Annotated in this window: 13 protein-coding genes, 1 pseudogene and 1 riboswitch; of the genes and pseudogenes, 4 read left to right on the top strand and 10 right to left on the bottom strand. The window is 72.7% G+C overall.

Annotation, left to right across the window (positions count from 1 at the left end):
• Positions 1-140 precede the first annotated feature (140 nt).
• Positions 141-2,708, top strand: a complete 2,568-nt coding sequence (locus tag ACZ5XS_RS42400) for a CHAT domain-containing protein (RefSeq protein WP_468660725.1) — start codon at positions 141-143, stop codon at positions 2,706-2,708.
• Between the two features lie 83 nt (positions 2,709-2,791).
• On the opposite strand, the gene ACZ5XS_RS42395 is transcribed toward ACZ5XS_RS42400, so the two are convergent.
• Positions 2,792-4,597, bottom strand: coding sequence for a LuxR family transcriptional regulator AbsR2 (locus tag ACZ5XS_RS42395; RefSeq protein ID WP_468660697.1), 1,806 nt, complete (start codon positions 4,595-4,597; stop codon positions 2,792-2,794).
• A gap of 77 nt (positions 4,598-4,674) precedes the next feature.
• Between ACZ5XS_RS42395 and absR1 the strand changes: the two genes are divergently transcribed.
• The gene (gene absR1, locus ACZ5XS_RS42390) at positions 4,675-5,760 is read left to right on the top strand and encodes a beta-glucuronidase AbsR1 (RefSeq protein ID WP_468660695.1); all 1,086 of its coding nucleotides are present in this window, start codon (positions 4,675-4,677) and stop codon (positions 5,758-5,760) included.
• Positions 5,761-5,977: 217 nt separating this feature from the next.
• Positions 5,978-6,100 carry a hypothetical protein gene (locus ACZ5XS_RS42385; RefSeq protein WP_468660693.1) on the top strand — a complete coding sequence of 41 codons (123 nt, stop codon included), beginning with the start codon at positions 5,978-5,980 and terminating at the stop codon, positions 6,098-6,100.
• Between the two features lie 12 nt (positions 6,101-6,112).
• Here ACZ5XS_RS42385 and ACZ5XS_RS42380 read toward each other — a convergent pair whose 3' ends face one another.
• The 9 genes from ACZ5XS_RS42380 to ACZ5XS_RS42340 all read right to left on the bottom strand — a co-directional run bounded on the left by ACZ5XS_RS42380 (position 6,113) and on the right by ACZ5XS_RS42340 (position 14,239).
• The gene (locus tag ACZ5XS_RS42380; RefSeq protein WP_468660691.1) at positions 6,113-7,489 is read right to left on the bottom strand and encodes an NtaA/DmoA family FMN-dependent monooxygenase; all 1,377 of its coding nucleotides are present in this window, start codon (positions 7,487-7,489) and stop codon (positions 6,113-6,115) included.
• A 19-nt stretch (positions 7,490-7,508) separates the two neighbouring features.
• Positions 7,509-8,711, bottom strand: a complete 1,203-nt coding sequence (locus tag ACZ5XS_RS42375) for an LLM class flavin-dependent oxidoreductase (RefSeq protein WP_468660689.1) — start codon at positions 8,709-8,711, stop codon at positions 7,509-7,511.
• Between the two features lie 75 nt (positions 8,712-8,786).
• Complete coding sequence (locus tag ACZ5XS_RS42370) at positions 8,787-8,873, bottom strand: putative leader peptide (protein WP_374200129.1); 87 nt, start codon at positions 8,871-8,873, stop codon at positions 8,787-8,789.
• 56 nt (positions 8,874-8,929) lie between these two features.
• Complete coding sequence (locus tag ACZ5XS_RS42365; RefSeq protein ID WP_468660688.1) at positions 8,930-9,676, bottom strand: GNAT family N-acetyltransferase; 747 nt, start codon at positions 9,674-9,676, stop codon at positions 8,930-8,932.
• A 58-nt stretch (positions 9,677-9,734) separates the two neighbouring features.
• Positions 9,735-10,754, bottom strand: coding sequence for an ABC transporter substrate-binding protein (locus ACZ5XS_RS42360; protein WP_468660686.1), 1,020 nt, complete (start codon positions 10,752-10,754; stop codon positions 9,735-9,737).
• A gap of 71 nt (positions 10,755-10,825) precedes the next feature.
• Positions 10,826-11,608 carry an amino acid ABC transporter ATP-binding protein gene (locus ACZ5XS_RS42355; RefSeq protein ID WP_468660684.1) on the bottom strand — a complete coding sequence of 261 codons (783 nt, stop codon included), beginning with the start codon at positions 11,606-11,608 and terminating at the stop codon, positions 10,826-10,828.
• Positions 11,605-12,588: an amino acid ABC transporter permease gene (locus ACZ5XS_RS42350; protein ID WP_468660682.1), complete on the bottom strand. Its 984-nt coding sequence runs from the start codon at positions 12,586-12,588 to the stop codon at positions 11,605-11,607. The genes ACZ5XS_RS42355 and ACZ5XS_RS42350 overlap by 4 nt, the downstream gene beginning before the upstream one ends.
• Positions 12,589-12,951: 363 nt before the next feature.
• Positions 12,952-13,059: riboswitch (SAM riboswitch) on the bottom strand.
• Positions 13,060-13,125: 66 nt separating this feature from the next.
• The gene (locus ACZ5XS_RS42345) at positions 13,126-13,995 is read right to left on the bottom strand and encodes a glutathione S-transferase C-terminal domain-containing protein (protein ID WP_468660680.1); all 870 of its coding nucleotides are present in this window, start codon (positions 13,993-13,995) and stop codon (positions 13,126-13,128) included.
• Positions 13,996-14,116: 121 nt separating this feature from the next.
• Positions 14,117-14,239, bottom strand: coding sequence for a putative leader peptide (locus tag ACZ5XS_RS42340; RefSeq protein WP_468660678.1), 123 nt, complete (start codon positions 14,237-14,239; stop codon positions 14,117-14,119).
• Between the two features lie 309 nt (positions 14,240-14,548).
• Between ACZ5XS_RS42340 and ACZ5XS_RS42335 the strand changes: the two are divergent.
• Positions 14,549-14,809: pseudogene (locus tag ACZ5XS_RS42335) on the top strand (DNA-directed RNA polymerase subunit alpha); the annotation flags it as partial.

Raw genomic sequence — 14,809 nt, 5'->3', positions numbered from 1 at the left:
CTCCGGTTGAGGCGGCGGTCGTCAGTCAGAGCCGCCAGGACGGCGATTGATACAGCGACAACCTGGTGTGGCGTGCGACCGCGGCCACTACCATCCATGGAGTGACAGCGGGAAGCGACTCGGTTCTCGAACTGCTGCCGATGGTGTTCGCCGCACCGAACGAGGCGCTGGCGCGGGCAGAGGCGGTGCTCGACTCCGATCCGTCTCCGTGGTGTGCCTCCGTCGCCCACCAGGTGATCGGCATCTGGCAGCGGGACTGGGGGGATCTCAGGATCGCGTTGCAGCACCTGCGTCGCGCCCGCGATCTGGCGGCGCGCGCGGAGTCGGCCGACCGGGAGGCGGACGTCCTGGCCGCCCTCGGTGTGGCGCTGGTGCACGCGGGCCGCACCCGGGAGGGCCTGAAGGCGCTGGAGCGCGGTGTCGAGGTGAGCAGCGGGCACACCCGCGCGCGGGTGCTGTTCCGGCGGGCCTACGCCTCGTGGGTGCTGGGGCATCACCGGCAGGCGCTGGACGACGTACGCCGGTCGGTTCCCGTGCTGCGGCAGGCGGACGACGTCATCTGGACGGCGCGCGCGCTGACGCTGCGCGCGACCGTTCATCTGGCGCTCGGCGCGGTGGACCGCGCCGACGCCGACTTCACCGCCGCCGAGGCGCTGTGGGACACCACCGGCCAGGAGCACGACAAGGCGGACGCGGTGGAGAGCCGGGGTCTTGCCGCCTACCGGTCGGGGGACATCCCGGTGGCGCTGCGGCTGCTCGACGAGGCCGAGGAACGGTACGCCAAGCTCGGCACGCCGACGTTCATGCTCAACATCCGCCGCTGCGAGGTCCTGATGGCCGCCGGGCTCGCCCCTGAGGCGCTGGGCGAGGCGGACGCGGCGATCGCCGTCCTCGACTCCATCGGCGGGCAGTCCACGCGCAAGGCGGAGCTGCTGCTGGCCGCCGCCCGGGCCGCCCGGCTGGCGGGTGATCCGCACACGGCGATCGCGCGCGCGGACATGGCCGTACGGCTGTTCGCGGGGCAGCGGCGCACCTGGTGGGAGACGCACGCCCGGCTGGTGCTGATCGAGGCGCGGGTCGCCTCCGGGCGGCGCTCGGGGCGGATGGTCGCGGACGCCGCCGCGGTGGCCGACCGACTGGCCTCCTTCGGCGCGCCTGCCGCGCCCGAGGCCTCACTGCTGGCCGGGCGGATCGCCCTCGCCCTGGGCTGGACGGCGGACGCCGAACGGCATTTGACGGTCGCCGCCCGCAGCCGGCACAGCGGGCCGCCGCTGGCCCGGATGACGGGCTGGGCGGCGCAGGCGCTGCGGGCCAGGGCCGCCGGTTCCGGCCGGGGTGTCCTGGAGGCCTGCCGACGCGGTCTCGACGTGCTGGACGATCACCGGATGACGCTCGGCGCCTCGGAGCTGCGGGCCCGGGCCACGGCGCAGGGCGCGGAACTCGCCGCGCTGGCCCAGCGGGCCAGTCTCGACTCGGGCGGCCCGCGGCGGCTGCTGGTGTGGAGCGAGCGCTGGCGTGCCACCGTCCTGTCGGCACCGCCGACCCGGCCCCCGGCCGACCCCGCCCTGCTCAGCGGGCTCACCGCGTTCCGGGAGATCGCCGCCCGCGCCGAGGCCGCCCGGATGGAGGGCCGTCCGGTGCCGGTGCTGGAGCGCGACCAGCGGCGGCTGGAGCGGGAGATCCGCTCCCGGACCCTGCACATTCGCGGGGAGGCGCCCGGCGACGGCGACCGGTTCGCCCCCGCCCGGCTGCTGGAACGCCTGGGGGACGACGTCCGGCTGGTGGAGTTGGCGGTGCTCGACGGTCGGGTGCAGGTGCTGCTGTGCGGGCGGGGGCGGGTGCGGCGGTTCGAGGCCGGGTTGCTGGCCGAGGCGGAGACCGAGGCGGAGCATGTGCAGGCCGGGTTGCGGCGGTTGGCCCATCCGGGGGCGCAGGCGCGGCTTCCGGTGGTGGAGGCCGCGGGACGCCGGCTGGAGGAGCTGCTGTTCGGTCCGGCGGCGGCGCATCTGGGCGGCGGACCGCTCGTGGTGGTGCCGCCGGGGCGGCTGCACCGGGTGCCGTGGGCGCTGCTGCCCTCCCTGCGGGAGCGGGTGTTCAGCGTGTCGCCGTCGGCGAGCAGCTGGCTGCGCGCCCTGGAGACGGCGCCGCCGCCGGGCGGACGGCAGGTGCTGGTGCGGGGCCCCGGCCTGGCGACCGGGGGCGCGGAGGTGCCCGAACTGGCCGGCCGGTACGGCGGATCGACCGTGCTGGAGGACGAGGACGCGTGTGTCCCCCGGGTGTTGGAGGAGCTCGACGGGTCGGCGCTGGCGCACATCGCCGCACACGGCACGTTCCGCGCGGACAGCCCCCTGTTCTCGTCGCTGGGGATGGCCGACGGCCCGCTGATCGTCCATGACTTCGAACGTCTGGACCGCAGCCCGTACCGGATCATCCTGTCCTGCTGCGACACCGCCCGGTTCGCGTCCGTCGGCGCCGACGAACTGCTCGGACTGGTCACCGCGCTGTTGCCGCTGGGCACGGCGGGGGTGGTGGCGTGCAGCGCGCCCGTCAACGACGCCGCGGTGGTGCCCCTGATGCTCGCCCTGCACAAGGGGCTCGACGCCGGCCTGTCGCTGGCCGAGGCACTGCGTGACGCCCGCGCCGCGCTGCCGGGCGACGCGACCCACCAGGCGACGGGGTGGGCGTTCTCGGCGTTCGGGGCGGCCTGACCCGCGGCGCGCCCCGTGGCGGTGTGTGGCGGCCTGACCCCACCCCCGATCACGGAGGTCAGACCGCCGGTCCGGTGGGCGGCTCAGGCCGGTTGTGCCTCCGGCGGTTCGACGAGCCACGGCAGCGCGCCGCGGTCGCTCGCGCCGAGGCGGGCGTACGCGCTGTAGAGGTGATTTCCGACCGTGCGGACGGACAGGGTGAGTTTCTCCGCGATCTGCCGGTTGCTCAGGCCGGCCGCCGCGAGCGTGACGATCTGCCGCTGGCGTGCGGTGAGTTCGCCGAGGACCAGCCCGGACAGCGCGGGGGTGCGGGCGCCCTGGCAGCGGCGGGCCAGCGCTACGGCGCGGGTACGTGAGGTGCGGGCGGCCCGCGGGTCGCGGTGCGCCCGGACGGCCTGGGCGTGCGCCTCGGCGGCGAACAGCAGGAAGCCCCGCTCCTCCAGCCGTACGGCAGCCCGGTCCAGGGCCGGTCCGTCGCCGCGGGCGAGCGCTTCGGCGTGGGCGGCGAACACGCCGGTCAACCTGCCGGCGGCGGTCTCGGGCACGCCGAGACGGACGGCGTCGTACGGATCGTCCGTGGCCGCCGCCACGGTGTCCAGGTCACCGCGGGCGGCCGCCTGCCGGACCGTCGCCACACCGACGACGGTCTCGAGGGCCGTCTCGCCCGACTGGGCGGCGGCCAGGGCGAGTTCCACGCGGCATGTCCGGTCCCCGGGAGTCCCCCTCAGGCCCTCCCCCGCCCAGGCCGCCGCCTCGCGCAGTTCTCCCCGCAGCCGCGAGAACCGCGCCCGGACGGCCGCGTATCCGGCGGGCACCACAGCGCCCTCGTCCAGCAGCCACTCCCCCACCGGTGCCGCGATCACCCGTACGTCCGCCCGCTCGATCCGCCTGGTCAGCGCGGCCGACTCGGCGGTCAGCGCGGCCGTGCAGCTGTCCGGCGTGCGGGCCAGCCGTCGGGAGCGCAGCCGTCCGGCCGCGGCGCGCAGTACCGGGCCGTGCAGGGGGTGGGCGAGGCGGGCGCCACCGTGGTCGTCGACGTGGACCAGGCCGTCGGCCTCCAGGTGTTCGAGGGTGCGCAGGTCGAGGTCGTCGATGGTGAGCGGGAGGGGTTCGGCGAAGGCCAGCCGTTCGAGTGTTTCGCGCTCCGCGGGGCCCGTGCGGTCGAGGAGGTGTGTGGTGCGTTCGCGGACGGTCGCCGTGATCGGCACCGGGCCGCGCCAGGCCCGGGCGCCGTCGGTCCCCGGGAGGGGAGCGAGCAGCTCGCGCACGGCACCCACCAGGTCGCGCAGCAGCCGCAGGTCGCCCTGGCACAGGCGGTGCAGGCGGTTGACGGTGAGCGGCTCGAGGCCGTCACCGGCGCCCGCCGCGAGCAGGTGGGCCGTCTCCTGACGGGACAGGGGTTCCAGGGCGAGGCGCGGCAGCAGCTCCCCGGTCCACAGCCGCGAGATCGCGCCGGGCACCGGGGCGCCCTCGGTGGCGACGACCAGGAGGCGGGTGCGTCCGTGCACGGCCAGCTGGTGGACCAGGGCGGCCGAGGCGTCGTCGAGCAGGTGGGCGTCGTCGACCAGCAACACCCGGGTGTCGGAAAGGAGTTGCACGGCACCGTGCAGGGAGACGGGCTCGGGGAGCAGGTGCGCGAACGCGGCGAAGGGGATCCGCCGGGTCTCGGGCGTCCCGGCGACCCTGGCGCAGTCGGTGCCGCGCACGGCCTCCGTGGCGAGGCGCGTCTTGCCGCTGCCCGTCGGCCCGGTCACCACGATGCCCTGGCGGGCGACGGACAGGGCCCGGCGGACCAGTTCGAGTTCGTCCTCCCGGCCGGTGAACGGCCAGGGCAGCTCCAGCGTCGTCGCGTCCCGTTCGAAAATCGTCACGGCAACAAGAGCCGCCATACTCACGCCTGATACAGGGGGACTTGAGTAGCCCGCGACTCAGGCGCCCCGGGGCGGTGCCCGGCAGTCTGGTCGCCATGACCGCACGCTACTGCTCACTCGCGCAGCAGCCCGCCCCGGCGTTCGCGCCGGGACTGGCCGCCGAGCGGCACAGTGCGCTCATCGCCGGCAGCCGGATGTGGGCCAACCACACCGTGCTGCACTACTACTTCTTCGACGACGACACCGACGGATCCGTCATTCCCGTACCGGGATCCGGTGCGACCGGGCGGGTGCCGTGGGCCGGCTGCAAGGAGCAGCAGGACGTCGTACGCGAGTGCTTCCAGGAGTGGCGCGACCTCGGTATCGGAGTGTCGTTCGCCGAGGTCGGCGACCGCTCGGAGGCCGAACTGCGGATCGGGTTCCAGCTCGGCGACGGCTCGTGGTCCACCGTCGGCACGGACGCGCTCCAGGTCGGCCTGAACGAACGCACCATGAACTTCGGCTGGGACCTGACCGCGCCCGGGGAGCGCGGCACGGCCCTGCACGAGATCGGTCACGGGCTCGGCATGCTGCACGAGCACCAGAGCCCGTTCGCCGGGATCCACTGGGACGACGAGGCCGTCTACGCCGATCTGGCGGGCCCGCCGAACTTCTGGAGCCGGGACCGCACGTTCTTCAACATCCTGCGCAAGCTGGACCCGCGGGAGGTGAACGGCTCCGTGTGGGACCCGCAGTCGATCATGGAGTATCCCTTCGAGGCGGGTCTGATCCTGGAGCCGGAGCAGTACCGCGGGGGTCTCGACCCGCCCGGCACGCTCTCCGCCGCCGACAAGGAGTACGTCCTGCGCTGGTATCCGCCGGGCGAGGCCCGGCGGGCGCCCGCGCTGGTGCCCTTCCGTTCCGTGCCGCTCGGTCTCGGCCCGGGCGAACAGGCCGACTTCGCCGTCGAGCCGCCGGAGACCCGCGAGTACACCGTGGGCACCTTCGGCGACAGCGACGCCGTGGTGGTGCTCTTCGAGGAGCGGGACGGCGAGCCCCGCTACCTCGCCGGCGAGGACGACGGGGGCACCGCGCGCAACGCCACGATCAAGGCCCGTCTCGTGAAGGGCCGCCGCTACTTCGTCCGTGTGCGCCTGTACTCCAGCTGGGGTTCGGGGGAAACAGCGGTCATGTGCTGGTGACAGCACATGCGGGCCGCACGGGCGATGCTGGGCCACTGTCCGGCGCCGGGGGAGCGGTCGGGGGCACGTCACCTTCGGGGGAGGGTGACGTGCCCCCGACCCATTCGTCGAGGGGGAGAGCGACGGCGAGGACATCGCCGCTCTCGCGGACGCCTTCGCCGCCGCGCTGGAGCCGGCGAACGGCTGGTACGCCGACTTCACCGTCGGCGACGAGCGCGTGGTCGTCTTCGCCGGGAAGATCTTCCGCCACCGGCGCGGCGACGGGGCGGGCCGCGCCGAAGCGATCGCGTACGGCCGCTCGGTGGGCACTCCCGAGCATCAGCTCGACCGGGGGGAGTGACCCCGCCGGTGTTCAGGACGCCACGCGCTGCTCGCCCCCTGTCGCGTCCGGGTGGGCGAGGCCGAGGTGGTCGCGCAGGGTCGGGCCCTCGTACTCGGTGCGGAACACGCCCTGTTCCTGGAGCAGGGGGACGACCTGGTCGGCGAAGGCGTCGAGGCCGGTCGGGGTGGTGTGCGGGACGAGGATGAAGCCGTCGGCCGCGTCGGACTGGACGAAGTCGTTGATGGTCCTGGCCACGGTGGCCGGGGAGCCGACGAAGTTCTGGCGGTTGCCGGTCTCGATGACCAGGTCCCGGATCGACCAGTCGTTGGCGGCGGCGAGCTCGCGCCACTCGCGCGCGGTGGCCAGCGGGTCGCGGTACATGCGCACCTGGGCCCGGCCGCGGGCGATGTGGTGCTCGCCGGGGTCCGGGTCGATGCCGGGGAGCGGGCCGTCCGGGTCGTACGAGGACAGGTCCCGGTTCCAGACGAACTCCAGGTGCTTGAGGGCGGTGGCGCCGCTGACCTGCCGGCGGCGGACGTCCTTGGCGGTCTCCTCGGCCTCGGCGTCGGTGTCGCCGAGGACGAAGCTCGCGGCGGGCAGGATCTTGAGTTGGTCGGGCCGGCGGCCGTACTTGGCGAGGCGGTTCTTGACGTCCGTGTAGAAGGCCCGGCCCGCGTCGAGGGTGGCGTACCGGCTGAAGATCGCGTCGGCGCCGGCGGCGGCGAACTCGCGGCCCTCCTCGGAGTCGCCGGCCTGGAAGACGACCGGGCGGCCCTGCGGGGAGCGGGGCACGTTGAACTGCCCGTGGATGTCGAAGTGTTGCCCGGTGTGGACGAAGGAGCCGGCCTTGGCGTCACGCAGGAAGGTGCCGGTGCTCTGGTCGGCGAGGATCTCGTCGCCGTGCCAGGAGTCGAAGAGCTCGTTCGCGGTGGCCAGGAACTCCTTGGCGCGGGAGTAGCGCTCGTCCTGCGGGAGGAAGCCGCCGCGGCGGAAGTTCTCGCCGGTGAAGGCGTCCCACGAGGTGACGACGTTCCAGGCGGAGCGGCCGCCGGAGAGGTGGTCGAGGCTGGCGAACTGGCGGGCGACCTCGTAGGGCTCGTTGAAGGTGGAGTTGATCGTGCCGGTCAGGCCCAGGTGCTCGGTGACGGCGGCGAGCGCGGCGAGGACGGTGAAGGTGTCGGGGCGGCCGACCACGTCCAGGTCGTAGATCTTTCCGCCCTGTTCGCGCAGCCTGAGTCCTTCGGCGAGGAACAGGAAGTCGAACTTGGCGCGCTCGGCGGTCCGCGCGAAGTGGGCGAAGGAGCTGAACTCGATGTGGCTGCCGGCTTCGGGGTCGCTCCAGACGGTGGTGTTGTTGACGCCGGGGAAATGGGCGGCCAGATGGATCTGCTTCAGGGGCTTGCTCATGGTCTGGGGTCCTTCCGGCTCAGGCGGCGGCGTAGCGGTTGGCGGGCCGGGCAAGGCCCAGCAGGCCGCGCAGGGTGTCGGCCTCGTAGGCGCGGCGGAAGGCGTCGCGACGCTGGAGTTCGGGGACCAGACCGCGGGTGATCGCCGGGAGGTCGTGGCCGAGGACTGCCGGGCGGAGCCGGAAGCCGGTGAGACCGGCCGACGCCAGCTCCTGCAGCAGGTCGGCGAGTTGGGAGGGGGATCCGGTGAAGATGCGGGCGTCGCTGGTGTACTGCTCCCCTGCCGACGCGTCGAGACGGTCCCGGCGGGCCGCTGCCTCGGCCGGGTCGTCGTCGAGGAAGACCACCAGGTCCCCGAAGACGTGCAGGGGCTCGTCGGCGCGGCCGGCCGTCTCCTGCTCGGCGCGGATCTCGGCGACGATCGCACGGGCCTGGTCGGTGTCGTGCGGGGTGACGAAGCCGACGTCGGCCGCGCGGGCCACCAGCCGGTACGGGACGGTGTCGTGCGCGAGGGCACTGACCAGCGGCTGGCCCTGCGGCGGGCGGGGCGTGATGGAGGGCCCCTTGACGCTGAAGTGCCTGCCCTCGAAGTCGATGTAGTGGAGCTTGTCGCGGTCGACGAAGCGGCCGGTGGCGACGTCCCGGATCTCCGCGTCGTCCTCCCAGCTGTCCCAGAGGCGGCGCACGACCTCCACGTGGTCGGCGGCCTCGTCGAAGAGGTCGGCCACCAGGTCCCGGGTGTCCGGGCTGTCGTAGGCCTCGATGCGGGGGATGGTGCGGCGGCCGAAGTGCGCGGCCTCGTTCGGGCGGGCGGTGATCTGCACCCTGACTCCGGCGCGGCCACCGCTCACGTAGTCGAGGGTGGCGATCGCCTTGGAGAGGTGGAACGGCTCCGTGTGGGTGACCACCGCGGTCGGGACCAGTCCGATGTGCCGGGACAGCGGGGCGACGCGCGCCGCGATCAGGACGGCGTCCAGACGGCCGCGGACCTGGTCGGTGCGCTCGTCCGGTTCGAGGAAGTGGGAGGACTGCGGGCCGAGACCGTCCTCGATGGTCACGAAGTCGAGCAGGCCACGTTCCGCCTCGGCGACCAGGTCGGCCCAGTATCCGGCGGTGAACAGGTCGCGGGGGCGGGCCGCCGGCTCGCGCCAGGAGACCGGATGCCAGCCGGTGCCGTCCAGCGCGACGGCAAGGTGCAGGGGGACAGAGGGAGATGGGGACACGGGTGGGTGCCTTCCTGGAGGTCCGTACAAGATCACCGGCCCGCACACAGGGGGGCACGGCGGCTGGGCGACGGGTCAGGAGCAACAGAGCGCGCCGGCCACGCGCTGGAGATCGATGTGGGGCCGGGAGTGGAGATGGACGGCGTGGAGTGTGCGCGTCACGGCCGTCACCTCCTTCGTCCGGGCGCGAGAGGGCGCCTCGCGGATCTCGTCGTGCGTCACAACGCCCCGGCCTCGCGGGATGTTCCTGGACTGCGCACCAGGAGGATGGGCGAGCGGCGGCGCAGGGTGAAGCCGATCGACTCGTACAGCCGGATGGCTGGGGTGTTGTCCGCGGCGGCGTGCAGGAACGGGGTGTCGCCGCGTTCGCGGATGCCCGCGGCGACCGCGCGCACCAGCCGGGTGGCCAGGCCCCGGCCGCGGTGTCGCGGGTCGGTGCAGACCGCGCTGATCTCCGTCCAGCCGGGCGGTCGAATCCTTTCGCCGGCCATGGCGATCAGTCGCCCCCGCTCCCGGATGCCGAGGTAGGTGCCGAGCGCGACCGTCCGCTTCAGGAACGGGCCCGGCCTGGTGCGGGCGACGAGGTCCAGGATCTCGGGGACGTCGTCGGGCCCGAGCGGTACCGCCTCGGGGGCGGGCTCGGCCCGCAGCGCGGTGTCGACGAGCTGGACACCCACCCCGCCGCCGACCACCTCCCAGGCGGCGGGCACCTTCTCGACCGGTTTGATCCGTACGACGGTCCCGGCACCGACGAGCGTGTGCAGGTCGGCCCAGGCGGCGGGGTCCTCGGGGTCGGCGAGGGCGGCGAAGTCGTAGACGTCGGCCGGGTAGCGGGCGGCTCGGCCGACGCGCTCGGCGAGGTGGGCGTGCGGGCCGTCGAGCGACGCCCACACGGCGTTGTCGAGGACGGGGGCGTCGGGTGCGGACAGGGCCGCGCCCCCGCGGAGGACGGTCGGACGGGGCACGGAGACGGTGTCCCTTCTTGGTGTGATCGGCATGTGTCGCAGGCCGCGTGACGATCGATCAGGAGTTGGTCAGCGGGAGGCCGGGCGGGTTGACCTCGGACTTGGTGACGGCCTCGTTGGAGAGGTTCCAGGCGGCGAGCCACTTGGCGTACTGGCCGTTCTCGATCAGGTGGTTGATGGCGTCGGCGAGTGGCTTGGCGAGGCCGCTGTCCTTCTTCGCCGTCGCGGCGATCAGGCCCTGGAGTGTCTCGCCGGCGCCGGAGAACTGGCCCGCGATGCGGGTGGCCTGGGGCGTGCCGGCGGTCTTCGCCGCGTGGTAGGCGAGGTTCGGGTTGGGGCCGAAGTAGGCGTCGATCTTGCCGCTGTTCAGCGCCAGATAGATGCTGTTGCTCTCCTGGAAGTACTTGACGGTGAGCTTCTTGCCCTCCTTGGCCAGCTTCGCCTTCCACTCCAGGAGGAGCTTCTCCTGGTTGGTGCCGTTGCCGACGGAGACCGTCTTGCCGGCGAGGCTCTGGTAGTCGCCGTCGAACTTCCAGGTGTTGTCCTTCCTCACCTCGAAGGCGAGATCGTCCTTGCGGTAGGACGCGAACTCGTACTTCTGCTTGCGCTCCTCGGTGTCGGTGACGTTGGAGATGGCCACGTCGACCTTTCCGCTGTCGAGGCCGATGAACAGGTTCTCCCACGTCGACCGGCGTACCTCGGGCTGGAGTCCGAAGACGGCGGCCACCAGCCGTCCGAGGTCGGGTTCGGAGCCGGTGATCGTCTTCTGGTCGTCGCCCACGAAGCCGAGCGGCGGGCTGCCGGAGGGCAGCGTGCCGGATCCGATCACCAGCTTGCCGCTCTTCTTCAGGGCGGCGGGCAGTTCGGCGCTGATGGACTTCACCTCGGAGACCTTCAGGGTGGTCTCCTTCGCGGCGCCGTTGGACAACCGACCGACGGTGACCGTGCCGGCGGCGTCGGTCCTGGTGGCGGCGTCGCTGTCGCCCCCGCAGGCGGCGAGCTGGGTGGCGAGGGCGGTGACGGCGGTCGCCGCGGTGATGCCTCGTAGCAGGCCGCGTCGGGAGATCTGGGTGGGCATGGCTGTCCTTGTCATTCCGAAGGGTGGTGGAAGTGGCGTGGGGGAAGCGGTGGTTCCCGGCGGCGGCCGGGTCAGAGCACCTTGCTCAGGAAGTCCCGGGTCCGCTCGTGGCGCGGCTTGTCCAGGACTTCGGAGGGCGGGCCCTGTTCGACGATCCGGCCTCCGTCGATGAAGACGACCCGGTCGGCGATCTCACGGGCGAAGCCGATCTCGTGGGTGACGATCATCAGGGTGGTGCCGCTCCTCGCCAGGTCCTTGATGACGGCGAGGACCTCACCGACGAGTTCGGGGTCGAGCGCGGAGGTCGGCTCGTCGAAGAGGATGACGCCGGGACGCAGCGCCAGGGCGCGTGCGATGGCCACGCGCTGCTGCTGGCCGCCCGACAACTGCCGCGGGTAGGCGGCGGCCTTGTCGGCCAGACCGACCCGGTCCAGCAGTTCCCGGGCGAGTGCCCGTGCCTCGGCCTTGCCGAGTTTCCCGGTCGCCACCGGGGCGGCGGCCACGTTGTCCAGCACGGTGAGGTGCGGGAAGAGGTTGAAGTTCTGGAAGACGAAGCCGATGCGGCTGCGCTGGGTCAGGATGGCCCGCTCGCTCAGCTCCTTCAGGCGCTCGCCCTGCCGGCGTACGCCGATCAGCTCGCCGTTGACGCTGACGTGGCCGATCTCCGGCTTCTCCAGGTGGTTGACGACTCGCAGCAGAGTGGACTTGCCGGAGCCGGACGGGCCGAGGATCACGGTGACCTCGCCGGGCCGCACCGTCAGGTCGACCCCGTCCAGGACCCGGTGGGTGCCGTACCACTTGTGCACGTCGTGCACCTCGACGGCGGCGGCGTGGTCGATCGTGTCGGCGGTCATACGGCGGCCTCCCTGCGGATGCGGTCCCGCAGGTCGGTGAGACCGGTCCGCAGCTTCTGCAACGGCGTCGGCGGCAGGGTTCGCGTGGCGCCCCGGGCGTAGTACCGCTCGACGTAGAACTGGATGACGGACACGACACTGGTGAGGATCAGGTACCAGACGGTGACGACCAGCAGGAGCGGCACGATGTCGCCGGGGTAGGTGGCGCCCATGGTCTGCGCGGTGCCGAACAGGTCGAGCAACGACACGTAGAAGACCAGCGAGGTGGCTTTGATGAGGCCGATGAGCTGGTTGACGTAGTTCGGCGTGATGGACCGCAGCGCCTGCGGGAAGACGATCCTCCTGAACTGGTAGCCCTTGGGCAGGCCGAGCGCGGAGGCCGCCTCGTGCTGGCCCTGGTCGACGGAGAGGATGCCGCCGCGGACGACCTCGGCCGCGTAGGCCGCCTCGTTGAGGCTGAGTCCGATGACGGCGACGGCCATGTCGGTGGCGAGCCGCGACTCGTCGAAGGTGAAGAAGGCCGGCCCGAAGGGGACGCCCACGCTGAGCGTCCGGTACAGGGCGCTGAAGTTGTAGAGGAACAGCAGCACCACGATCAGCGGGATCGACCGCAGGGCCCAGATGTAGGTCCAGCTGACGGCGCGGAGCACCGGGCTGCGCGAGAGCCGGGCGAGGGCCAGCAGGACGCCGCCGAGGAGGCCCAGCACCGCGCTGTAGGCGGCGACTTCGAGGGTGATGAGGAGCCCGTCGAGGATGGTCGGCCGCAGGAACCAGTAGCCGAACCGGTCCCACTGGTAGAAGGGGTTGGACACCAGGCCGTGCACGAACTGGGCTGCCAGGACCAGGACGATCGCGGTGGCGATCCAGCGTCCGGGTCGCCGCAGTGGCAGAACTCGCTGTGCGGAAAGTGGCCTTGACGGTGTGTCGGCGGGCGGTGGTGCCTCGGCGAGGGACACGGCGGCGCCTGGGGGTTCACTCATGGAGGGCTCCGGCGGGGCGGGGTCGGGACCCCCCGGGACAGTGCGAACGTGGTGCCGCTACGGCGGCCGCTCCGCGGCGGCGGGACGTGGCACACGGGAACGCACGGTGACCGGGGGCTGGGCGGACGACGACGCACCGCGAGGGCGGGCTTCGTCAGGAACGCGGGGGCTGGGGAAGGACGTCAGCCCCGACAGCGGGCACGGCCCGGTGCGGTACACAGTGCGCTGCTCACGCGGAGCAGATCGACGGCCCGGTCGGCGACGAGCCGGTGCGTGTACGGCGGAACGCAGCTCTGGGAGCGGCGCGTGGCCGTCCTGGGAGCTGCGTACATGCCCGTCACCCTGCTCTTCCGGCCCGAAGGCCTCTCGCGCTTACCGAATGTCATCCGGTCCGGTCGTCACCTGGGGCACCCCACCGCGTGCGAGGGTTGCCGGTCAGCAAGCCAGGGCTTGTCGCTGACGCTCATTACCGTTCTGGCAGTCAGTTAAGACAAACGCTCGAACGAATGTCAACGCCGGTCCGCCAGATGGAACGCGCTACGCCCCCCGAGCCGCGTGGGCAGCCCAGTCGAGGATCTGCACGGCCGCTCCGGCGGCTTCCAGACCCTGACAGTTGGCGTGGTGCCGGCGGGCGATGCCGTCGAGGTCGAGGTGGATGCCGAAGGACGGGTGGGCGGCCAGGCGGCGGGCGTAGGCCCACAGGACGGGATGGCCGACGATGCGGTGCACCGCGGCGGCGTCCAGGTGGTGGCGGTGCACGGTGTCGAGTTGGACCAGCGCGACCCACAACTCGACGTCGGCTGCGGTGACCTGATCACGGATCACGTACTCGCGTCCGACGAGCCAGCGCTCGAGCGAACCCAGCGTCTCCAGCAGCCTGTCGAGCGCCACGTCACGCGCCCCGGTGTCCGGACCCGCCGCCCCCGCCGCCTGCGCGGCCTGCTCGACGCCCTGCGCGCAGAGCCGCTCCACGGCCTCGATCTCCGACTCCGCCCCGCACGGGTACAGCGCCGAACGGCCGCCCCCGAAGTGCCGGGCCAGGTCGCGGGTGATGTCGGGGGCGTGGGTGCTGACGATCCGCCCCGACCAGTCGTCGCTGAGCACCGGCCCGGCGGCCGCACCGGTGTACCGGTGCACGCTCGCCTCGTACAGCGGGCGGAGTGCGGAGTGTCCCCCGTCGGGACAGTCGGGGACCGCGCCCAGAAGCGTCACGGGGCAGACCTCGTCGAGTCCGAGCAGGCTGTGCGTCACGGCGATGCGGAGGCCGTCGGGACACGTGGGCGACAGGTGGAGGCGATAGCGGCGGGGCACGGCGTAGTGCCCGCTGCGCGCGTCCCTGCCGATCCTCCCCCGGAATGCCGGGGCGGGCTGTGCGGAGGAGACGGTGACAAGCGGTGTGACGGACATGGTTCTCCCCGGGTGGGTGCGTGGACGTACGCGCGGCGGAAGCGTCGTCGGGCGGTGAGAGGACGGCCCTCCCCGGTGTGCGACGGCGACGGCCGCCGGCGGGGCGTGGAGGAGGCCGGGCTCAGCCCAGGGGCCTGATCGCGCTGCACACGCGCAGCAGATCGATGTGGCGGCGGGAGGTCAGAAGGGGTGACTGCCCGGACGTACGGCTCACGTCGGCGGTGACCGGTCCAAGGCGCCCCATGTTTCCCTACCTGTTCACTAGGATTCCCCTTTGGAGTGTCGTTCGCGCCCCGGCCGGCGTCAAGAGGGCGTCCGGAGGGCGGGCACCGGCCCCTTCACCACACCACCCGGTCGTGGCCGCGCACGCCTATTGGAGCCGTCCTCGGCCGGGGGCGTGACGGGCGGAAACGAGAGGCACCGGACCTCCTCACCCGGGCGGCGCCACGGGCGGTTCGAGCTCGGCGGAGACCACGTCGCCGGTACCCCCCGTACCCTTCATGGTGTCCACGGCGTCACATAGCGGTCGCCAAACCACTGGAGGCAACACCTCGTGCTCATTGCTCAGCGTCCGTCCCTGACCGAAGAGGTCGTCGACGAGTTCCGTTCCCGGTTCGTGATCGAGCCGCTGGAGCCGGGCTTCGGCTACACCCTCGGCAACTCCCTGCGTCGTACGCTCCTCTCCTCGATCCCGGGTGCGGCGGTCACGTCCATCCGCGTCGACGGCGTTCTGCACGAGTTCACCACCGTGCCGGGCGTCAAGGAGGACGTCACCGACCTGATCCTCAACATCAAGCAGCTGGTCGTCTCCTCG

The sequence above is a fragment of the Streptomyces sp. NPDC033131 genome (assembly GCF_055578365.1).
This window is presented reverse-complemented; position numbering and strand designations above follow the sequence as displayed.